Origin of the sequence: Amycolatopsis sp. MJM2582 (genome assembly GCF_000754115.1) — a bacterium.
Lineage (GTDB): Bacteria > Actinomycetota > Actinomycetes > Mycobacteriales > Pseudonocardiaceae > Amycolatopsis > Amycolatopsis japonica.
In genome coordinates, this window is record NZ_JPLW01000002.1 from 1356406 (window position 1) to 1377242 (window position 20837).

17 protein-coding genes are annotated in these 20837 nt (G+C 69.1%); 6 read left to right on the plus strand and 11 right to left on the minus strand.

Features of this window, described 5'->3' with window-relative positions; all coding sequences use genetic code 11:
• Nucleotides 1-45 precede the first annotated feature (45 nt).
• Nucleotides 46-903, minus strand: coding sequence for a helix-turn-helix transcriptional regulator (locus ED92_RS16495; protein WP_037338891.1), 858 nt, complete (start codon nt 901-903; stop codon nt 46-48).
• A 392-nt stretch (nt 904-1295) separates the two neighbouring features.
• On the opposite strand from ED92_RS16495, the gene ED92_RS16500 reads away from it, so the two are divergent.
• Entirely contained in the window at nt 1296-2408 is a 1113-nt protein-coding gene (locus ED92_RS16500; protein ID WP_037338894.1) for an erythromycin esterase family protein, read from the plus strand.
• Nucleotides 2409-2583: 175 nt separating this feature from the next.
• Here the strand turns inward: ED92_RS16500 and ED92_RS16505 are convergent, their stop codons facing one another.
• Both ED92_RS16505 and ED92_RS16510 read right to left on the minus strand, forming a co-directional pair.
• A complete protein-coding gene (locus ED92_RS16505; RefSeq protein ID WP_037338896.1) occupies nt 2584-5550 on the minus strand; it encodes a BTAD domain-containing putative transcriptional regulator in 2967 nt (988 codons plus the stop codon).
• 87 nt (nt 5551-5637) lie between these two features.
• The gene (locus ED92_RS16510; protein ID WP_037338898.1) at nt 5638-6348 is read right to left on the minus strand and encodes a DJ-1/PfpI family protein; all 711 of its coding nucleotides are present in this window, start codon (nt 6346-6348) and stop codon (nt 5638-5640) included.
• Nucleotides 6349-6447: 99 nt separating this feature from the next.
• On the opposite strand from ED92_RS16510, the gene ED92_RS16515 reads away from it, so the two are divergent.
• The 3 genes from ED92_RS16515 to ED92_RS16525 all read left to right on the plus strand — a co-directional run bounded on the left by ED92_RS16515 (nt 6448) and on the right by ED92_RS16525 (nt 9227).
• A complete protein-coding gene (locus ED92_RS16515) occupies nt 6448-7425 on the plus strand; it encodes a GlxA family transcriptional regulator (RefSeq protein WP_037338900.1) in 978 nt (325 codons plus the stop codon).
• A gap of 41 nt (nt 7426-7466) precedes the next feature.
• Nucleotides 7467-8879 carry a YibE/F family protein gene (locus ED92_RS16520; RefSeq protein ID WP_037338902.1) on the plus strand — a complete coding sequence of 471 codons (1413 nt, stop codon included), beginning with the start codon at nt 7467-7469 and terminating at the stop codon, nt 8877-8879.
• An 87-nt stretch (nt 8880-8966) separates the two neighbouring features.
• On the plus strand, nt 8967-9227 hold the full coding sequence (locus ED92_RS16525) for a hypothetical protein (protein ID WP_037338904.1): 261 nt from the start codon (nt 8967-8969) through the stop codon (nt 9225-9227).
• Between the two features lie 68 nt (nt 9228-9295).
• On the opposite strand, the gene ED92_RS16530 is transcribed toward ED92_RS16525, so the two are convergent.
• Together ED92_RS16530 and ED92_RS16535 are read right to left on the minus strand one after the other, a co-directional pair.
• Entirely contained in the window at nt 9296-9952 is a 657-nt protein-coding gene (locus ED92_RS16530; protein WP_037338906.1) for a hypothetical protein, read from the minus strand.
• Nucleotides 9952-10560, minus strand: coding sequence for an MBL fold metallo-hydrolase (locus tag ED92_RS16535; protein WP_037338908.1), 609 nt, complete (start codon nt 10558-10560; stop codon nt 9952-9954). Before ED92_RS16535 ends, ED92_RS16530 begins: the two co-directional genes overlap by 1 nt.
• A 156-nt stretch (nt 10561-10716) precedes the next feature.
• On the opposite strand from ED92_RS16535, the gene ED92_RS16540 reads away from it, so the two are divergent.
• Both ED92_RS16540 and ED92_RS16545 read left to right on the plus strand, forming a co-directional pair.
• Nucleotides 10717-11574 carry a peptidylprolyl isomerase gene (locus ED92_RS16540; protein ID WP_037338911.1) on the plus strand — a complete coding sequence of 286 codons (858 nt, stop codon included), beginning with the start codon at nt 10717-10719 and terminating at the stop codon, nt 11572-11574.
• A 1-nt stretch (nt 11575) separates the two neighbouring features.
• Entirely contained in the window at nt 11576-12361 is a 786-nt protein-coding gene (locus ED92_RS16545; protein WP_037338914.1) for an aminotransferase class IV family protein, read from the plus strand.
• Here the strand turns inward: ED92_RS16545 and ED92_RS16550 are convergent.
• The 6 genes from ED92_RS16550 to secD form a co-directional block, all read right to left on the minus strand.
• Nucleotides 12358-13809: an amidase gene (locus ED92_RS16550; protein ID WP_037338917.1), complete on the minus strand. Its 1452-nt coding sequence runs from the start codon at nt 13807-13809 to the stop codon at nt 12358-12360. The genes ED92_RS16545 and ED92_RS16550 overlap by 4 nt on opposite strands.
• A gap of 175 nt (nt 13810-13984) precedes the next feature.
• Nucleotides 13985-14764 carry an enoyl-CoA hydratase/isomerase family protein gene (locus ED92_RS16555; RefSeq protein WP_037338920.1) on the minus strand — a complete coding sequence of 260 codons (780 nt, stop codon included), beginning with the start codon at nt 14762-14764 and terminating at the stop codon, nt 13985-13987.
• Between the two features lie 30 nt (nt 14765-14794).
• Nucleotides 14795-17125, minus strand: coding sequence for a bifunctional (p)ppGpp synthetase/guanosine-3',5'-bis(diphosphate) 3'-pyrophosphohydrolase (locus tag ED92_RS16560; protein ID WP_037338923.1), 2331 nt, complete (start codon nt 17123-17125; stop codon nt 14795-14797).
• Nucleotides 17126-17203: 78 nt separating this feature from the next.
• Nucleotides 17204-17722 (minus strand): adenine phosphoribosyltransferase, encoded by a 519-nt coding sequence (locus tag ED92_RS16565; RefSeq protein WP_037338925.1) that lies wholly within the window; start codon nt 17720-17722, stop codon nt 17204-17206.
• 108 nt (nt 17723-17830) lie between these two features.
• Entirely contained in the window at nt 17831-19033 is a 1203-nt protein-coding gene (gene secF / locus ED92_RS16570) for a protein translocase subunit SecF (protein ID WP_037338928.1), read from the minus strand.
• On the minus strand, nt 19030-20727 hold the full coding sequence (gene secD / locus ED92_RS16575) for a protein translocase subunit SecD (protein ID WP_037338931.1): 1698 nt from the start codon (nt 20725-20727) through the stop codon (nt 19030-19032). Before secD ends, secF begins: the two co-directional genes overlap by 4 nt.
• Between the last annotated feature and the right edge of the window lie 110 nt (nt 20728-20837).

Here is a 20837-nt window from a genome sequence, read left to right on the forward strand (position 1 = left end):
CGGAAGGATTACCCCCTGCGGAGGCGGCGGGAAACCCCGGACGGATCATTCCTCCATCCGGTCGTACCGGTCCGCCCATTCGGCGAGCATTTGCCGTGATCTCTCCTCGGTCAGGGTATCGCTTTCCAACCTCGCGACGAGCGAATAATAGGCCTCGACCGCCACCCGGTCGTCGATGAACACCCCGGCCGCGTAGGAATCCGTGTACACCACCGCCGGATGTTCCGTGAATTCCATGATGGTGAAGGAATTCTCGAGCACCCTGCCCACTTCGCCGCTTTCGGGGACGATGCGAATGGAGCAATAAGGCAGATTCGCCGACAGGACGAGGTGGAGCAGTTGCTCGTGCATGATCCGGGGACCGCCGACGACCGACCGCAGCGCGCGCTCGTGCACGAAGAACCGGCAGCGCGGCGGACGATCCCGCTGAAGCAACCGCTGCCGTTCCATCCGGGCGCTCACGATCTTGTCCAGCTGGGCCTGGTCGCGGTTGCCGATCAGTTCGAAGGCGGTGCGGGCGTACGGTTCGGTCTGCAGCAGTCCGGGAAGCGTCAACGACTCGTAGCGCACCAGCGTATGCGCGAGGTTTTCTTGGATCTCCAGGGATTTCATCGGGTCGACGAGCTCGTCGAAGTACGGCCGGACCCAGTACAGGTCGCCGCCGGGCTGGGTCAGTTCCAGCAGCAGATCGCGTTCGGGCTCCGCCTCGCCGCAGGTCGCGAGATACAGCGCCGCGTCCACCACGGACAGCTCGCGCAGCCCTTGTTCCCACCTCGTGACCTTGCTCTGCAACCAGCCGTTACGGCGGCTGACGTCGGCTCCGCTGAAATGCCTGCGCTGCCGGAACGCCTTCATGCGGTGGCCCAGTTCCCGGGTCCGCGCCGTCGAATCCTTCTCAACCATGCGGGACAAAGTAGGGCCGAACTCCGGCCGCGCGGTGATTGCCACGCGGCAATTCACCTCAAGTGCTGATCACTTGCGCTCCCGCACGTATCTTAAACGCTGCTTCGCAGGCGAAGCGCCTTCGCGCGCGAAGGGTTCTTAAAGCTTTATAGCGGAATTGCGGAAAGGGATCCAGTTATTCGTACGTGGATTTCTTGCGGTGTCGCAGCCTTAGGTGCGGGTCCGTGAAGGCCTCCTTGCCTACCCTGAAGGTAGTGAAGGAGGCCTTCACGGACCTGGGAGGCAGCAAATCAAGATCGCCACCTACCGTGTGGTTTGAAGCTTTCGCGCGGATTCCGCAGGCCGAAGCGAGTCAAGTTTCAACCGGAACATCAACGATATGCTTGAACCTCATGAGTCAAGACATCCGAGACTTCGTCACCCCCTCCTGCGACCTGCTGGCCCTGGGCGAACCGACGCACGCGACCCCGGTCTTCGCGGAGATCCGCAACGAACTGTTCGCCCAGCTCGTCGAGCGCGGCTTCCGCTCGATCGCCCTAGAAACCGATCGCGTGGCCGCCCTCGTCGCGAACGACTACGTCCAAGACGGCACCGGAACCCTCGACCTCGCGATGAGCGAGGGCTTCTCACACGTCTTCGGTGGCGTCGAGGCGAACAGGCGGCTGATCGCGTGGATGCGCGAGTACAACGAAACCCGGCCTCCCGAGGAGCGCCTTTCGTTCCACGGCTTCGACACCCAGACCGAGAACACGTCCGCGCCCAGCCCACGGCGCTACCTCGAGTACGCCCGCGACTTCCTCGGGCTCGACGTGGACATCGCCGGTCCGGCGGGCGACGACGAACGGTGGAGCCGCACGGAAGCCGTCATGGACGCGGCTTCCTCGCCCGGCGCCACGGCCGATGCCTACCGCCTCCGCGCGATCGCGGCCGATCTGCTCACCGCGCTTCGCTCCCGGAAGCCGGAATCGGACGCGTGGTCGCGCGCGGAGATCCATCTCATGGCGGGGATCGATCTGCTGCGTTACCACCGGCAATGCGCCGAGCCTCTCGCACCGCACGAGCGCTACGCGCCCCTCGTCGCGGCCAGGGACGCCTTCATGGCGCGGAACCTGCTGGACATCCGCGCCGCCGAAGCGGGTCGCGGCCGGACGCTGGTCTTCGCCCACAACCTCCATCTGCGGCGCCAGGCGAGCACGATGCGGGTCGCCGACACCGAGACCAGCTGGTTCCCCGCCGGCGCACTGGTGGCGCCGCTGCTCGGCGATCGCTACACGTTCGTCGCGACCAGCCTCGGCGCAAGCGAGGACATCGCGCTCGCGGAGCCGGAGCCCGACACCTACGAGGGGTTCCTGCAGAAGCACGTCACCACGGCGTGGGGGCTTCTCCCCGCCTCCGACGTCCCGCCCGCGAGCGTCCGTACCGATCCCACCCCGCGGCAGGGTTACTTCCCGCTCGACCAAGGGATGCTGAACGACGCGGACGCGATCCTGCACGTCCGCGCCTAGCTTGCGAACCGGGTGACGCCTCCTGCCCTCTGAAGGCGTCACCCGGCCACGAGCACGCGCCGCCACCCCCAGTTCCGCGAATTCGGGGCGGCGCGAAGTCCGCTCACATGAGCAGCAGTCAACACACCGTCGCCATAACTTCGCCAAACGCCGCGGCCGTAGACCCTCCGCCGGGCTAGGCCGGAGTCACCCCGAAGCGGATCTTCGTCAAGGCTTCACGAGCCCGATCCCGCTGGCGTCCGCTCTCGTCGACGGCGGAAAGACCCTGGAGGGCGCGTAGCTCCCACACCGGGAATCCCAGTTCCCGGAACAGTCCCGCCGCGGTTCGGAGCCCTTCGGCGGCTTCGGTCGCGATGCCTTCGTCGGCCCGTAGACGTCCGAAGCTGAGCAGGGCGTATCCGCCGCCTCGGCGGTCTCCGAGCTCGCGGAAAGTACTCATCGCCAGGCTCAGGTGCTCGGCGGCACGGCCGTGTTCACCCGCCAGGCGCAAGGACTCGCCGAAGCTTCGATGCGTGTAGGCGGCGGCGTGCCGATGCCCGACGTCCTCGAACAACTCCAGCGACCGCGAAAGGCACCGTTCGCTCTCCCCCGCGTCGCCGGTTTTGGCGTGGAGGTCACCGAGGCTCCGGAGGACGTGCGCCTCCCAGTGACGTTCACGCGAACTGCGCGTGCCGATCAGGGCGCTCGTCAGCAGCGCGCCGGCCTCGTCCAGGCGGCCGTTCCGTCGCAGGACGTCGGCGTACCGCTTGGCGGACCTGTCGTGCTGGTGCCCGTCTTCGCAATGGAGCGAAAGCAGCAGGCTCGCGTCGAAGCATTCCTTCGCCCGGCGGAAGTCGCCGAGGTCGTCCCACAGCGAGCCGAACTGCGCCGACGCCATCGCCTGCCCGGCGAGGTCACCGCAGTCCCGCAACAGGTCCAGCGCCTCCCGCAGCGCGTGGACCGCCGCGCCTGCCCGGCCGGAATCCGCGTCGACGTCGGCGAGCGCGATGAGCGCGGCCCCGGTGCCCGGCTGATCACCCACGGAGCGGAATCTGTTCTCCGCCAACGAGAAACAGGTCCTCGCCCGGGCCAGATCCCCGGCGTCGGCGTGGGCGTGCCCGAGCTTGAGAAGCTTCTCCGCCTCCGCGGGGACATCGAGCCGGTCACGGACGATGCCGAATCCGAGCCAGGCGGAGGAACCGCCTTTCCGGGGGCCGACGAGATCGCTGTAGGCGTCGGCCAACCGCATGGCCAGCTCGGTCCAGCCATGGTTCTTCGCGGTACGGACGGCGAGCGCGAGGTTCGCGGTTTCCGCGACCCGCCAGCCGATCGGATCGGCCGCGACGCGGTCCGCGACCGCGGCCGGGACGTCCGCGCGCCGTGCGGGCGGGTACTCGGCGCCGAGCGCGGAGGAAGCGTGTTCGGCCACCGCCGCCATCACCGTCAGCCCGCGTTTGAGGGCGCCGGGATCCGGCGGTTCCCGGAGCGCGAGCCGAGTCAGCGCAGGCAGCCGGTACCGGAGGAACCCCGCCTGATCCGGTTCGGCATGGAGCAGGTGGTCGTCCACGAGTCCGTCGAGCAGGTCCGCCGCCTCGCGCGACGGACGGCCCAGCATGGCCGTCGCGAACCAGTCGGCGATCTCGGTCGCACCGGGAAAACCGAGCAGCCGCAGGCAATTCCGTTGGCGCGCCGACAGCTCGGCGAGGGCTTCGGCGAGCACCGGGCGGACGGCCAGGTCACCGGCGGCGAGTTCGTCGAGACGCAACCGCTCGTTCTCCAGGCGGGTCGCGAACTCGGCGACACTCAGCCGAGGCCGCTGCAGCAGTTTCGTCCCCGCCGCCCGCACCGCCAGTGGAAGACCGTCGCAGCAGGCCAGCACCCGGCGGACGGCGTCGGGTTCGGCGGACGTCCGGGCCTCACCGGCGATCTCGCCGAGCAGCAGCCGCGCGTCCTCGTACGACATCGCCCCGACCTCGACCGGCCTGGCGCCGGCGAGACCGGCCAGCCGCCGCCGTGTCGTGACGATCGTCGCGCAGCCGGGACCACTCGGCAGCAACGGCCGCACCTCGGCTTCGGACCGGGCGTTCTCGAGGATCACCAGCAGCCGCCGGTCGGCGGAATGGCTCTGCCACAACGAGAGCAGCCCGGCCCGGTCCGCGGGGAGTTCCGTTTCCGCAAGCCCGAGCGCGCGAAGGAACCCGGCGAGGACGTCACCGGGTTCCCGCAGATCGGCGACGAGCTGACCGTCCGGGAACCGCTTGCGCACCCGCCACGCGGCTTGGACGGCCAGCGCGCTCTTCCCCGCTCCCGCCGCCCCGTGCAGCACGATCGGCGCGGGAGACCGCACCGCGCGTGCGACTTCCGTCAGCTCTGCCGCCCTGCCGGTGAAATCCGGCGTCGCGGCAGGCAGACGGCATGGCGCGCCGCCCGCCGACCAGCCGGTTCCGGAGATCCGGCGGTGGACCGCGAGCAGGTCGTCCCCCGGTGAGACTCCGGCGTGTTCCCACAGCGCCTGGCGGCAGCGGTCGAGGACGGCCAGCGCCGCGTCCCGCCGCCCGAGACCGTGCAGCGCCTCGGCCAGCCACCCGGCGAGCCGCTCGTCGCCGGGCCGGGCGGCCAGCTCCGGTCCCAGCCGGTCCGCGACCGACTTGTGGTCACCGGCGGCCAGTTCCAGTTCCACGAGCTTGCCCAGCACCGAACAACGCCGGTCTTCCAACCACAACCGGTGCGCCTCCACCAGCGGACCGACCGGCACGTCGGCGAAGGCCCGGCCACGCCACAACCCCAGCGCCCGTTCGAGCAGCGCCTTGCGTTCGTCACCGGTCGCACTCGCGGCAGCGGCAGTCAGCTCCGAGAAACCGGCGACGTCCAGCTCGCCGTCCGCCACCGTCAGCCGGTAGCCGCTCCGGCCGGACCGCAGCCGTTGCCGCTCGTCGTCCACCGGTATGCCGGGCGACAACGCCTTGCGCAGCTTGGAAACCGCCATCTGCACGACCGCCGCCGCACTCGACGGCGGTCCCTGCGGCCAGAGTTCGTCCACCAGGGTGTCCCGGTGGACGAACTCGTTCGGCCGGGTCAGGAGCACCGCGAGTACCCGACGGGGCTGAGCCGCCGACGGCAGCGGGACCGAGGCCGCGAGCGGGCCGAGCACCTTGAACTCCACGAACCACCTATCACCTGGACGGATGACCCGAATGTAACCCGGTGCTGTCCCCCAGATGTTGCTTTCTCACCCGGATGGCCGTCCCCCTTACTTCCCGGTGTGCGCGAGGAGCCTGTCCCGCAACGCGGGTTCGTCCGCGAGCGCCTCGTTCACCGTGTGCTCCAGCAAGGGCTTGAGATCCCCGTACGGACGCTTCGACCAGTCCAGCGGACCCTGCGGCGGCTCCGGGTCGTACTCGATGACGAACTGGATCGTCCTGGCGATCTCGGCGCCGACGAGCCGCTCGACCAGGTGCAGCGCGAGGTCGATCCCCGCCGACACCCCGGCGGCGGTGATCACGTTCCCATCCTCGACCCAGCGCTCCGCGACCGGTTCCGCGCCGAACGCGCCCAGCAGTTCCCGGAACATCCAGTGCGTCGCGGCCTTTCGCCCCTTCAACAGCCCGGCCTGCCCCAGCAGCAGCGATCCCGTGCACACCGAGGTCACGAGCTCGGCGTTCGCCGCGGCGCCACGCAGATATCCCACCAGTTTCTCGTCGGCGAGCGCCTTCAGCGTCGGCGCGGCGCCACCGGGCACGAGCAGCGCGTACGGCGACGGGACCTCCTCGTAGGTGTGGGTCGCCACGAGCTTCAACGGGTTGTCGGTGGTGACCGGGTCCTTCGTCTCGCCGACCACGACGGTCCGGTATTCCTGCGCCGTGCTCGCCATCCCCTCCAGCACGGTCAGCGGTCCGACCATGTCGAGCGGGGTCATCCCCGGGTACACCACGAACGCGATCGTCTTCTTGTCGTCTGTCATGGGGACAACGGTGTCGAAGCGGCGGGCCCTCGGTGGCCCGGATGTCCGGATTCCTGCGAACAACGTCCGACGGCCGGGCACTACTGGTAGCGTTCGATCATGCCGGGTTCACCCAGACGAGTGTTGATCGTCGGCTACAGCAACGCCGAGTTGCTCGACATCGCCGGTCCGTCGGACGTCCTGGACGCCGCGACCAAACTCGGCGGCAAGCCGGGGTACGAGATCATGCTCGCCAGCGTCGACGGACGCGGCATCCGCTGCGAGTCCGGACTGACCCTGCAGGCACAGCATCGGCTCGACCAGATCACCGGCGGGCTGGACACGCTGATCGTCGCGGGCGGCACCGGACACGAGGCCGCCGCCGCGGACGCGCGGTTCGTCACCCACGTCCGCAGGCTCGCGCAGCAGAGCCGCCGGGTCGCCTCGGTGTGCACCGGCGCCACCGTGCTCGCCGCGTGCGGACTGCTCAACGGCCGCCGCGCCACCACCCACTGGCGGTTCGCGAACCGGCTCGCGACGAACTATCCGCAGGTGAACGTCGATCCGGTGCCGCTGTACGTGCGCGACGGCAACGTCTACACGGCGGCGGGGGTCACCAGCGGGATCGACCTCACCCTCGCGTTCGTCGAGGAGGACCACGGCCCGAGTGTCGCCAGGGAGGTCGCCCGCATGCTCGTGACCTATCTGCAGCGGCCGGGCAACCAGGCGCAGGTCAGCATGTTCCTGTCCGGTCCGCCGCCGGAGAACCGGCTGGTCCGCGACATCACGGCGTACGTCGCCGAACACCTCGCCGGTGATCTCGGCACCGCGGTCCTCGCCGAGCGGGCCGGGATCAGCACCCGGCAGCTCACCAGGTTGTTCGACGCGCACCTGAGCACCACGCCCAGCAGGTACGTGCGCGCCGCGAGAACCGAGAACGCGGCGAAACTGTTGTGCGGCACCGAACTTCCGCTGTCCTCGATCGCGAGGCGATGCGGTTTCGGCTCGACCGAGACGCTTCGCCAAGCCTTCCTCGACCACTTCGACACCCCGCCTTCGGCGTATCGCCGTGTCCACCTTCGGCAGGCATTCGGCTAGGCCGAGTGCGGCACCTGGCGCGCACTGTGGAGGATGTGCGGGTGAACCGCCGCGACATCTCCGACGACGACACCGGCCCGATTCGCCGGGTAACGGACACCCCGTCCGATCGTTCGCCCGGAACGTCCCGTTCGCCGCGCCGGACGCCGCCGCCCGAGGGCACGCGGCGCCCGCGCCCACCGGCCCAGCGGCCGCGACCGGCGGAAACGGGCAGACGTCGCGCCGCCGAACCGAAGCCCGAACCCGAGCCGGTCGGCCACGGGCACTCGCACGGTCACGGACCGGCGGCGCCCGCGTCGCGCCGGGTCCGGCTGCTGCTGATGTGGCTGCTGATCCCGCTCGCCGTCGCGACCGTCGCCGGGATGGTCTTCCTCTATCCGTGGGGCAAGGATCCGGCGAAAAGTGTCTTCCCGCAGGGGACCCCGGTGAACGCGACGGTCACCGGGACGATCACCGGACCGTGCCTCGCCGAAGGACAGGTGCAGGTCGGCGAACCGCCACCGGACGCGAAGCCGTGTCTCACCAGCGAGCTCACGATGACCGACGGTCCCGCGTCCGGAAAGCCGTTGAAGCTCACGCTGCCCATCGAGCCGAGCACGCCGCGGTTCGCCGCGGGCGACGAGGTGGTGCTGTCCTACAACGGCGGCGACGTCGCGAACCCCGCGTCCTTCCAGATCGTCGACTTCCAGCGTGGTACTCCGCTGCTGCTGCTCGCCGGGTTGTTCGCGCTCGCGGTGATCGTCCTCGGGCGGTGGCAAGGTGTCGCCGCGCTGATCGCGCTCGGACTGAGCTTCCTGGTGCTGGCGCTCTTCGTACTGCCGTCGATCCTCGCCGGCGAAAGTCCGTTGCTGGTGGCGATCGCGGGCGCGGGCGCGATCATGTTCGTCGCGCTGTACCTGACGCACGGGCTGTCCGCGAGAACCTCGGTGGCGGTGCTGGGCACCCTGGTGAGCCTGGTGCTGATCGGCGTCCTGTCGGCGATCTTCTCGGCCGCGGCGTCACTCACCGGCCTCGACGACAGCACCTCCCAGCTGATCGGTTCGCTCGGGCACGGGATCGACGCGCGGGGGCTGCTGCTGGCGGGTGTCGTGATCGGCGCGCTCGGTGTGCTCGACGACGTCACGGTGACGCAGACGAGCGCGGTGTGGGAACTCCGGCGGGCGAACCCGGCGCTCGGCTGGCGTGAGCTGTACGGCGCCGGTCTGCGGATCGGGCGCGATCACGTCGGCTCGGCGGTCAACACGCTCGTGATGGCGTACGCGGGCGCGGCGCTGCCGGTGCTGCTGTACACGTCGCTCTCCGGGGTCGGGCTCGGTTCGATCCTGGGCGCGGAAAACATCGCCCAGGAGATCGTGCGGACGCTCGCCGGAAGCGTCGGCATCGTCGCGGCGGTCCCGGTCACCACCGTCCTGGCCGCGCTGATCGCCTCGCGGGAGCCTCAAGAGTCCCTGTAGCAACAAGCGCCCCAAAGCGCGAGCCCACCACGCGATCACGGGCCGGAGTCGGGTACGAAGAGGCCGCACCCGAGGTTCGGAGGGGCCATGTTCGACGCTGTGTTCGCCGTGCCGAGACAGCTGACCGCGGTCGCGCGGCGCGTGCTCGTCTCGACGCTCGAAGCCGTCGAGGCGGTCCCCAAGATCGCCGCCGCGCTCGACGACGTCCGGGCGACGCTCAAGCACTCGGAGCGGCTGGCGACGTTCGCCGCGGGCGAGTTGCCGGAGATCGTCTACCAGCTGGAGGAGATCAAGGCCCGACTGGAGAAGCTGGAAACCTCGGGCACCCGGCCGGATCGTGTGTCATGAAAGGGCCGTTCAGGACGAAAAATGTCCTGAACGGCCCTTTCATGACACACGGCGCGGTCTCGCCCGGCTCAGTCCAGGGTCGCCACGAAACGGCTGACCGCCTCCATCGTGAACCGCTGGATGTACTTCCCCGCGGGCGCCGCCGAGGCCAGCCGGTAGAGCGGCCGCTCCGCCGCCGCGTCGCCGCGCGCTTCCGATTTCAGTTGCGCCACAAGCAGTTCCGAGAACACGAGACCGTTCGCCTCGGTGTTGTTCAGCAGGGCGTTCGCCAGTTTGCGCAGCTGCAGGATGCCCAGTTCCCTGCCACCCGCGCCCGAGTACACGGCCAGATCGACCTTCGCGACCTTGCGACGCTTGCCCGCGTTCACCAGCAGGCTGACCGTCCGGGTCCCGCGCACGTCGCTGATCACCAGGTCGATGCGCTCGGCCGCGGTCAGCTCGATCCGCCGCACACCCCACGTCCGCACGATGAGCGTGTCGCCTTCGAGCCACACCCGGCGGCGCAGGTTGTAGAACATGACGTACAGCAGCGGCAGCGCGATCACCCCGGCGACCACCAGCCCGGCGATCTCACCGCCGATCAGCCCGGCGATCCCGCCGAACGCGGCCGCGAAGATCACGACACCGGCGACGCTGGAGCAGCCGCGCTTGCGGCGGAGCTTGGGGTCGTCGTGGAACAGCGGGAGACGTTCGGGGGGTTCCGGGGTCCCGGTGGGCTCGGTCATCACGCGCCCGTCCCGGCCAGGAACGGGTTCCCGGCCCGCTCGCGGCCGATCGTGGTGGCCGGACCGTGGCCCGGCAGGACGACGGTGTCGTCGGGCAGCGTCATCACCTTGGCGCCGAGGGAACGCACCAGCTCACCGCCGTCACCGGAAGACCGGCCGATCGAACCGGCGAACAGGCTGTCCCCGGTGAGCACGATCCGCCCGCCTTCGGCCGCGGTCAGCCCGAAGACCACCGAACCGGCGGTGTGACCCGGTGTGCCGGACACCGTGATCTCCAGCCCGGCCAGCCGCAGCGGGCCATCGACGAGTGGCACGATGCCGTCCTTCCGTTGACCGGCGTCCTGGCCGAGCAGTGGCCGGTCCGCCTCGTGCAGATAGAGAGGTATCCCGTGGCGCGCGCCGACCTCGCCCGCCGAAGCGACGTGATCGGGGTGGCCGTGGGTGGCGAGCATCGCGACCGGCGTCAGACCGTGCTCGGTGAGCGCGGCCTCCAGCGGCTCGACGGCTTCCTCGCCGGGATCGACGATCACGCACTCGCCCCCGCCGTCCGGGGCGAGCAGGTAGCAGTTGGCTTCGAGGGGGCCTGCCGGAAAACCGACAACCAGCACGAAACGCCTCCTCAGATCTTCCGCCGAACAGGTGACAGGATGGCCCTGATCACGATCAAGTAAGCCTAGCGGCCCCTGTACGGGGGCCTCACAGGCTGTGCCAATAGACTCCCGCTACCTCAGACGTGTGACATCGAGTGGAAACCGGGAGGGCGGGTGCCGACCAACCAGCAGCGCCGCGAAGCCGCGAAGCGCAAGCTCGAGCGACAGATCGTGCGACGGGCCGAGAAGGCCAAGCGGCGCAGGATCGTCGGCTCGGTGGCGGTCGTCGGCGTCGTCGCCATCGTGGCGGGCGCGGTGTGGTGGATCGTCAGCAGTAACAGTGGTGACGATGCCGCCTCCGACGCTTCCCCGAGCTCGGCTCCTCCGACCCCCGAGGTCACCATCCCCACGGAGCGCGCTCCGATGCCGAAGCGGCCGACGCCGCTGGCGAACCCGGTGGCTTGCGACTACAAGGACGACGCCGGCAAGCAGGCTTCGAAGAAGGTGAACAAGCCGGAAGGCAAGGACGTCTCTTCGAACGGCACGGTGAACGTCGTACTGAAGAGCACCGCGGGCGACATCCCGCTGACGCTGGACCGGGCGCTCGCCCCGTGCGCGGTGCAGAGCTTCATCAGCCTTTCCCAGCAGGGCTACTTCAACGACACCAAGTGCCACCGGCTCGGCACCAGCGGCCTGCAGATGCTGCAGTGCGGTGACCCCGAGGCCACCGGCATGGGCGGCCCGGGCTACACGATGCCGGACGAGGCGTTCAAGGAGATCAAGTACGGCCGCGGCATCCTCGCGATGGCGAAGACGCAGCAGCCGAACTCCGGCGGAAGCCAGTTCTTCATGGTCTACGGCGAGGCCGAACTGCCCGCGGACTACTCGGTCTTCGGCAGCATCTCCGACGAGGGCCTGAAGGTGCTCGACAAGGTCGCCAAGGCGGGCGCGAACGCGCAGGCGGGCAACGGCGACGGCACCGGCCCGCCCAACACCGAGGTCAAGTTCACCGGCGTCACGGTCAACGCCTGACGTGAAGCTGGAGATCAACGGCGCGCCCGCCCGGTCGGAAGACCTGGCGGGCGCGTTCGGTTACGGCCATTTCACCGCGATGCAGGTCCGCGACGGCAAGGTCCGCGGCCTGGACGTCCACCTTCGCCGCCTCGTGACGAGCACGCGGCGGATGTTCGGCAGCGACCTCGACACCGACGCGGTGCGCGGGTACGTACGGCAGGCCGTGCGGGGTGAGGACGCGCTGTCGGTGCGGGTGCTGATCTTCTCCCGCGCGATGGACTGGTCCGATCCCGGCGCGCCCGCGGCACCGGACGTCCTCGTCCGGACCGGGCCGCCCCGCGAGCACGAGATGACGCCGCTCCGCCTGCGGTCGGTGCGGTACGAACGAGTGCTTCCGGAGGTCAAGCACGTCGGCACGTTCGGACTCCTCCACCACATGCGTGAGGCGAAGCTGGCTGGATACGACGACGCGTTGTTCATCGACTACGACGGCCGGGTCAGCGAAGCGTCGATCTGGAACGTCGGGTTCCTCGACGGCGGCACGGTGGTCTGGCCGCAGGCTCCGGTCCTCGACGGCATCACCCAGCAACTCGTGCGACGCGGCCTGGAGCGGAACGGGATCCCACAGGAGATCCGCGACGTCCGCCCAACCGACCTGCCGGGGTTCGACGCCATGTTCCTGACCAATTCGGAGTCGGTCGGCTGGCCGGTGGCGTCGGTGGACGACGTCGAGCTGTCGTACGCTCCGGAAACGGGCCGGATCCTCGCCGAAGCGTACGACAGCAATCCCTGGGACGAGATCTAGCTCGGCGCCTGGAAGCCGCCGATCGTCTGCTCGAGCAGTTCGGCCAGCCGCAGCGGGGTGCGGTCCTCGAACGCCGGACCGATGAGCTGCACTCCCACCGGAAGGCCCTCGGCGGACAGGCCGGTCGGCACCGCGGTGGCGGGAAGACCGGGCATGGTCGCCACGCCCGCCCAGACGAGCTGGTCGAAGTACGGATACTCCACACCGTCGATGTCGAGCTTGCGTCCCAGCAGATCGGGATCGTGATCATGCGGGAACGCGGGAGTCGGCGTGATCGGGCAGACCACCGCGTCGAACTCGGCGAACAGCTGCCGCCAGCCGTGACGGTGCCGTTCGCGGTGGTCGTACACCGCCAGCCAGTCGCGGTGGGTGAACACCATGGCGCGTAGCCGCGCAGCGTCGAGACTTCGGTCGTCCGTGCTCAGCCCGGCCGCGTTGGCCTGCAGTTGCTCGTACGCCTCGACGGGGAAACGCGCGACCGTGCTCGAGAACAGCAGTTGCGTGTAGAGCGTCGCGGACTCGGTCAGATCGGGGAACAACGGGCTGTACCGTTCGACGCGGGCGCCGCCGTCGACCAGTGCGTCCGCGACCCGGTTCACGCCGGCCCGCACAGCGGCCCCGGTCGGGATGAGCGGATGGTCCTCGATCACCAAGACCCGGAAGTCGCCGAGCCGCTCATGGCGCGCGGGCGGCAGCTTCACCTCGTACGCCATCCCGTGTGTCAACGGGTCCGGCCCGGCCATGACGTCGAGCAGGAGCGTGAGGTCGCGGGCGGTACGCGCCATCGGTCCGGCGACGGCCAGGTCGAGGTCGACCGGCAAGGCGGGTGCCGGCGGCGGGACCATGCCGCGGGTCGCCGCGAGCCCGACCGTCGGCTTGTGCGCGTAGATCCCGCAGAAATGCGCGGGGGTGCGCAACGAGCCGGCGAGGTCGGAGCCGATGGACAGCGCGCCGAAGCCGGACGCCAATGCCGCCGCCGATCCGCCGGACGACCCGCCCGAGGTGCGATCGTGATCCCACGGGTTGTTCGTGGTGCCGTAGAACTCGTTGAACGTCTGGATGTCCTGCAGCCCCAACGGCACGTTGGTCTTCCCGAGCACCACCGCCCCGGCGGCCTTGAGCCTCGACACCTGCACCGCGTCCTCGGCGGGCATGAAGTCCTGGTGCTGTGGCATTCCCCAGGTCGTGGGCAGGCCGGTCATGTTGAAGGACTCTTTGACCGTCACCGGGATCCCGAGCAGCGGCCGGTCCTCACCGCGGGCGCGCGCCTCGTCGGCTTCACGCGCGGCGGCCCGCGCCCGGTCGAAGTCCGGCACGCAGATCGCGTTGATCGCCTTGTCGTCCCGCTCGATCCGGGCGATCGCCTCGTCGGTCAGTTCCGCCGACGTCACCTCACCGGCACGCAAAGCGGTCGTGAGCTCTTCGGCCGATTGAAATTTCCACTCCATGAAACGACCATAAACACCTCTGGCTCAAGCCATAAAAAACTTTTTCGCGCAACAAGGCGAACGACCTGCGGAGGCACAGAAGGTGCCATACCACAAGGGTTTCCGGGGCGAGAATCGAGGCAGGAATGGTGCCACCGCGACTGTCCACACGGAACACCGCGCTGAAGTGCGAGCCTCAGCGATAAGTGAACTTCGGCGGCCGCCGCGCCAGGAACGCCGCCACCCCTTCGGCATAGTCCTCGCCGTGCAGCGCACCGAGCCGGATCTCGTCCACTTCGGCGTCGGATTCCTGTTGCCCCGCCACGATCTTCTCGATGATCCGGTTCATCCCGCGCACCGATGCCTGCGAACGCGAAGCCAGCGTCTCGACGAATTTCGCCGTCGAGGCTTCCAGTTCGTCCGCCGGGAAGACGTCGTTGAGCAGCCCGATCTCCCGTGCCCGCCGCGCATCGACGAGCTCGCCCGAAAGGAGGAAGTACTTCGCGTTCGCGGCGCCGACGAGTGAAACGAGCTGCCGTGTCGAGTCGAAGTGGTAGACGATCCCGAGCTTCGCCGGCGTGATGCCGAAGCGCGAGCCCTCCGCCGCGAACCGGAAGTCGCACGCGACCGAGATCTGGCATCCGCCGCCGATGCAGTTGCCCTGGATCATCGCGACCGTCGGCTTCCGCGACGCCGTCAGCGCCGCCACGGCACCGTCGACGGCCTTGTCGTAGGTCTCGGCCGCGTCGGCGGTGGACCGCAGGTCCCGGAACTCGCTGATGTCCGCGCCCGCCGAGAAATGCGCGCCCGCGCCGGTCAGCACGAGGACCTTGATCGCCGGGTCCGCCTCCACCCGCGCCACCACGTCCGGGATCGCCGACCACATCCCGTAGGTGATCGCGTTCATCTTCTCCGGCCTGGTGAACGTCAGCCGTGCGACCTCGCCGTCGCGAGTGAATTCGAACCCGTCAGTCATCCTCGGACTGTAGCCGGGACCCACCGGCGGTCACGAAGCCGAAGTGACCCGATACACGTCGTAAACGCCTTCGACGCCCCGGACCACCTTCAGCACGTGTCCGAGGTGCTTCGGGTCGCCCATCTCGAACGAGAACCGGCTGACCGCGACCCGGTCGCGCGACGTGGTCACCGACGCGGACAGGATGTTGACCTTCTCGTCCGCGAGCACCTTGGTGACGTCGGAGAGCAGGCGGTGCCGGTCCAGCGCCTCGACCTGGATCGCGACGAGGAACACCGAAGACGCAGACGGCGCCCATTCGACCTCGACCAGCCTTTCGGGCTGGGCCCGCAGGTCGTCGGCGTTGGTGCAGTCGGTCCGGTGCACGCTGACACCACCGCCGCGCGTGACGAAACCGAGGATCTCGTCGCCCGGCACCGGCGTGCAGCAGCGGGCGAGTTTGGCCCAGATGTCGCTGGCGCCCTTCACCACCACGCCGACGTCGTTCGAGCCGCGGCGGCGGGTGACGGTGGACGGGGTCGCGCGCTCGGCGAGCTCCTCCTCCGCCTCGTCGACGCCGCCGATGAGCGCGACCAGCCGCTGCACGACGTGCTTCGCGCTGGTGTGCCCCTCGCCGACGGCCGCGTACAGGGAGCTGATGTCCGGGTGCCGCAGTTCGGTGGCGACCGCACCCATCGACTCGGCGGAGACCAGCCGCTGGATCGGGAGGCCGACCTTGCGGACCTCCTTGGTGATGGCCTCCTTGCCGCCCTCGATCGCCTCGTCACGGCGTTCCTTGGCGAACCACTGCCGGATCTTCGCGCGCGCCTTGGGCGAACCGGCGAACTGCAGCCAGTCGCGGCTCGGGCCCGCCGTCTCGGCCTTCGAGGTGAAGATCTCGATGACCTCGCCGTTCTCCAGCTTGCGCTCGAGCGCGACGAGCCTGCCGTTGACGCGGGCCCCGATGCACCGGTGGCCGACCTCGGTGTGCACGGCGTAGGCGAAGTCCACCGGCGTCGAATCGACCGGCAGCGTGATCACGTCGCCCTTGGGCGTGAACACGAAGATCTCGCGCGACGCGAGTTCGTAGCGCAGCGACTCCAGGAAGTCGCCCGGGTCCGCCGCTTCCCGCTGCCAGTCGAGGAGCTGGCGCATCCACGCCATCTCGTCGACGTCCATGGCGTTCCCGTTGTGGGTGCCCTTGGTCTCCTTGTAGCGCCAGTGCGCGGCGATGCCGTACTCGGCGGTGCGGTGCATCTCGTAGGTACGGATCTGGACTTCGAGCGGTTTGCCGTCCGGGCCGATCACCGTGGTGTGCAACGACTGGTAGACGCCGAAGCGAGGCTGCGCGATGTAGTCCTTGAACCGGCCCGGGACCGGCTGCCACAGCGCGTGGACGACACCCATCGCGGCGTAGCAGTCACGGACGTCCTCGACCAGGATCCGCACGCCCACCAGGTCGTGGATGTCGTCGAGGTCGCGGCCACGGACGATCATCTTCTGGTGGATCGAGTAGTAGTGCTTCGGGCGGCCCTCGACCTTGGCGGTGATCCGCGAACCTTCGAGGTGACTGGTCAGATCCGTGATCACCGACCGCAGGTACGTGTCGCGCGAAGGCGCGCGATCGGCGACCAGGCGGACGATCTCGTCGTACTTCTTCGGCTGCAGGATGGCGAAGGCCAGGTCCTCCAGCTCCCATTTGACCGTCGCCATGCCGAGCCGGTGCGCCAGCGGGGCGAGGACCTCCAGGGTCTCGCGCGCCTTGCGGGCCTGCTTCTCCGGCGGCAGGAAGCGCATCGTGCGCATGTTGTGCAACCGGTCGGCCAGCTTGATGACCAGCACGCGCGGGTCGCGCGCCATCGCGATGACCATCTTGCGGATGGTCTCGGCCTCGGCGGCCGTGCCGAGTTTGACCTTGTCCAGTTTGGTGACGCCGTCGACGAGCTCGCCGACCTTCTCACCGAAGTCGGCCTTCAGGCTCTCCAACGAGTAGCCGGTGTCTTCGACGGTGTCGTGCAGCAGCGCCGCGACCAGCGTCGTGGTGTCCATGCCGAGTTCGGCGAGGATGGTCGCGACGGCGAGCGGATGCGTGATGTACGGGTCGCCGGATTTGCGTCGCTGCTCGCGGTGCAGCTCTTCGGCGACGTCGTACGCGCGCTGGAGCTGCGCGAGGTCCGCGTTGGGATGCAGTTCGCGGTGGATGACGGCGAGCGGTTCGAGAACCTGCTTGACCGGCGCGGCGCGCTGCGCGGTGATGCGGCGGGCGAGACGGGCGCGCACGCGGCGCGTCGCGGACGGTGTCGGCGCCGCCCCCTGTCGCGCCGCACCGTTCTGCTCGGTGCCGTCCTTCGAGGACACCGCGGCATCGAGCTCTTGGCTCACCCGCACCTCCTGCGCTTCGTGCGGCCTTCGGACATCAAGGGTAACCGCTCCCCCTCGCGGCTCACTTGGTGCGCCCGGTCAACACACCCGGAGGGCCTCCACACGACGCCCCTCGAGCACGGAACGACCGCCGAGCGCGCCGAGTTCCATGACCACCGAAACGCCCGTGACCTGCGCCTTCGCGTCTTCCAGCAGTTTGCAGGTCGCCGCGACCGTGCCACCGGTGGCGAGCACGTCGTCGAGGATCGCGACACGCTGGCCGGGCTCGACGACACCTTCGGGCAGTTCGACGGTCGCGGTGCCGTACTCCAGCGTGTAACCGACCCTGCCCGCGACGCGGGGCAGCTTGCCCGGCTTGCGGATCAGCGCGACACCGAGGCCGCGGGCGTAGCCGACGGCGGCGGCCAGCAGGAATCCCCGCGCCTCCACCCCGGCCAGCAGATCGACCTCGGGGCCGACGGTGGCGGCCAGTCCGTCGGTGACGGCCTTGAAACCCGCCGCGTCGGCGAACAGCGGACTCAGGTCCCGGAACAGCACGCCGGGTTCCGGGAAGTCCGGTACGTCGGCGATGAGGTCGAGTGCCTTGGCCAGCTCCATGTACTTCCTGCTCTCCAGTCGTGCTTCCGGGTCCCTGAACGCTATGAACGGTCCGTTCCTTGCAAATTTCGCAAGGAACGGACCGTTCATAGCGTTCGACGGCCGGGATTACCTCTTGCGCTTGCCCGACGGACGGCCCTTGTGGGCCTTCTGGTTTCGCGCGGGAACACTCGCCGCCGCGGCGTACGCCTTCTCCTTGCGGAGCTCGGCGGCCAGCGCGTCCTCGTCGTTCGGGTCGAAGTCGTCGTCACGCTCGGCGGCCTTGCGGGCCTGGTTCGCGCGCCGCGCGGCGACCCGGTCGGCCTGCTGACGGAACTTCGGGTCACGCATCTTCAGGTCCACCAGCAGCGGGGTGGCCAGCGCGACCGAGGACAGCACGCCGACCAGGGTGCCGGTGAGCTGCACCAGCGCGAGGTCCTGCAGCGTGCCCGAACCGAGCAGGATGTACCCGACGACGAGCAGACCGAGAATCGGCAGCATCGCGATCAGCGCCGTGTTGAACGACCGCATCAGCGTCTGGTTCAGCGCCAGGTTGGCGGCCTCGCCGAAGGTACGGCGGGTGAGCCCGAGCAGGCCACGCGTGTTCTCGCGGACCTTGTCGAACACCACCACCGTGTCGTACAGCGAGAACCCGAGGATCGTCAGCAGACCGATCACCGTCGCCGGCGTGACCTCGAAGCCGATCAGCGAGTACACACCCGCCGTCACCACGATGTCGTGCAGGAGCGAGATCAGCGCCGCGGCGGCCATCCTGGTGTCGAAGTACAACGCCAGGAACAGCGTGACCGCCAGGAGGAACACCCCGAGCGCGATCAACGCCTGGCGCGAGATCTCCCCGCCCCAGGACGCGCTGACCGCGCTGTCACTGATGGCCTGGACACTCGGCTGCCCGTTGGATCCGATGGGGCCGAGGTCGCGGAACAGCGCTTCCTTGATCTTGGCGACCTCAGCGGCGTCCAGGGTGTCCGAACGGAGCTGGATGGTCGACGAAGCGCCGCTGCCGACCTTCTGCGCCTCGTCGGCCGGACGGCCGAGCGCCTCGGAGAAGACGTCCTTGGCCTGCTGCTCGCTGATCTGCCCGTTCTTGCCGTTGGCGGGCAGCTGGATCTGGGTGCCGCCTTCGAAGTCGATCCCGAAGTTGAAGCCCTTGATCCCCATCGACGCGATGCAGACCAGCACCAGCGCGCCGAAGAAGATGTACCAGCGCTTGCGCTTGCCGACCACGTCGAACGCGCCCGTGCCCACGTAGAGGCGGCGGAAGATGCTGTCGCGCTTGCCCGCGGTGGTGGTGTTTTCGTCGACCACGGTCACGCCTCCTTGACGTTCGGGCGGCCGGCGGCCGGACGGGCCGCCTTGCGCTCCGAGCCCACCTGCTGAACGGCACCGAGGCCGAGGTTCTTGGGGTTGGACAGGAACTTCGACTTCGAGCGCGAGACCATCGCGACCAGCGGGTGGGTCACGAGGTAGACCACGACGAGGTCGAGGACCGTCGACATGCCGAGCGTGAACGCGAAGCCCTTGACCTCACCGACGGCCAGCCAGTACAGGATGGCCGCGGCGAGGAAGCTGACCGCGTCCGACGCCAGAATCGTGCGCTGGGCGCGAGACCAGCCTCGTGGCACCGCGGAGCGGAACGTCCTGCCTTCCCGGATCTCGTCCTTCAACCGTTCGAAGTAGATGACGAACGAGTCGGCGGTGATACCGATCGCGATGATCAGGCCCGCCACGCCGGCGAGGTCGAGGGTGTACCCGATCCACCGCCCCAGCAGCACCAGTACCGCGTAGACCAGGGAGAACGACAAGGCGAGCGACAGGATCGTCAGCACGCCGAGCAGCCGGTAATAGAACAAGCAGTAGATGAACACGATCAGGAGGCCGAGGCCACCGGCGATCAGGCCCGCCTGCAGCGACGCGAGACCCAGCGTCGCGGACACCGTCGTCGCGTCCGAGGACTCGAACGACAGCGGCAGCGAGCCGTACTTCAGCACGTCCGCCAGGTCTTTCGCCTCGGACTGGCTGAACCGGCCGGTGATCTGGGTCTGACCGCCCAGGATCGCGGACTGGATGGTCGGCGCGGAGACGACCTGCGTGTCGAGGACGAACGCCGCCTGCTTCTGGACGTTCTTCGAGGTGAAGTCGCCCCAGATCCGGGAACCCTCGCCCTTGAAGTTCAGGTTGACGACCCACTGCGAGTTCTGCGTGTCGTAACCCGAGGAGGCGTCGGAGATCTCCGTCCCGGGGAGGAACTCCGGCTCCAGCAGGTACTTCATGGTGTTCTTGTCACCGCAGGCGACCAGCGGCTTGTCGGTGAGGTCGTTGCCGACCAGCGGGTCCGACACCTTGGGGTCGCAGTTGAGGGCCGCGAAGGCCTTCTCGGCGGCCGCGGCCTGCTTCGCCTGGTCCGTCGAAAGCAGATCGGGGTTCTGCCGGAGGTTCCGGGCCTCCTCGATCTCCTTCTTCGTCTTCTCGTCGGAGTCCGCGCCCGGCTGCTGCTGCGGCGCGCCGGCGGCGCCACCGCCACCGTTGGCCGGGCTGGTCGGCGGGGCGCTCACACCCGGCGAGGACGGCGGCGCCGAAGACGGCGTGCCGGAGGCGGGCGGGGCCGTCGGCTGCTGGACCGGGGTCACCGGCTGCGACGTCACGACCTTCCGGAAGCCCAGCTTCGCGGTCTTGCCCAGGGTCTTGGCCTGATCTCCCTGCTCACCGGGGACGGTGATGACGACGTTGCTGCCGTCGAGGACGACCTCGGTACCGCTGACGCCGATACCGTTGACCCGGCGCTCGATGATCGAGCGGGCCTGTTCGAGGGACTCTCGCGGAGGGTCGCCGCCGTCGGGGTTTCGGGCGGACAGGGTGACCCTCGTGCCGCCTTGCAGATCGATGCCGAGCTTCGGCGTCGGCTTGCCGCTACCGGTGAAGAACACCAGGGCGTACAGCGCGACCACGATCAGGGCGAAGAAGGCGAGATAGCGTCCCGGGCGGAGATGCCCGGCCGGTGCGGCCACTGTGCTTCGGTCTCCTCGGACGGACTGGGTTTTTCCCCAATGGACTTGGCTGTTCACTCATCCGGGCGGGAGCCCGGTGGTACCGCGAACGAGCACGACTATGACGACGG

Coding starts and splice junctions, on each gene's coding strand:
- ED92_RS16555 (WP_037338920.1), bottom strand. CDS start 14,764: ATGACTGACGGGTTCGAATTCACTCGCGACGGCGAGGTCGCACGGCTG.
- ED92_RS16500 (WP_037338894.1), top strand. CDS start 1,296: ATGAGTCAAGACATCCGAGACTTCGTCACCCCCTCCTGCGACCTGCTG.
- ED92_RS16550 (WP_037338917.1), bottom strand. CDS start 13,809: ATGGAGTGGAAATTTCAATCGGCCGAAGAGCTCACGACCGCTTTGCGT.
- ED92_RS16515 (WP_037338900.1), top strand. CDS start 6,448: ATGCCGGGTTCACCCAGACGAGTGTTGATCGTCGGCTACAGCAACGCC.
- ED92_RS16565 (WP_037338925.1), bottom strand. CDS start 17,722: ATGGAGCTGGCCAAGGCACTCGACCTCATCGCCGACGTACCGGACTTC.
- ED92_RS16495 (WP_037338891.1), bottom strand. CDS start 903: ATGGTTGAGAAGGATTCGACGGCGCGGACCCGGGAACTGGGCCACCGC.
- ED92_RS16525 (WP_037338904.1), top strand. CDS start 8,967: ATGTTCGACGCTGTGTTCGCCGTGCCGAGACAGCTGACCGCGGTCGCG.
- ED92_RS16530 (WP_037338906.1), bottom strand. CDS start 9,952: ATGACCGAGCCCACCGGGACCCCGGAACCCCCCGAACGTCTCCCGCTG.
- ED92_RS16510 (WP_037338898.1), bottom strand. CDS start 6,348: ATGACAGACGACAAGAAGACGATCGCGTTCGTGGTGTACCCGGGGATG.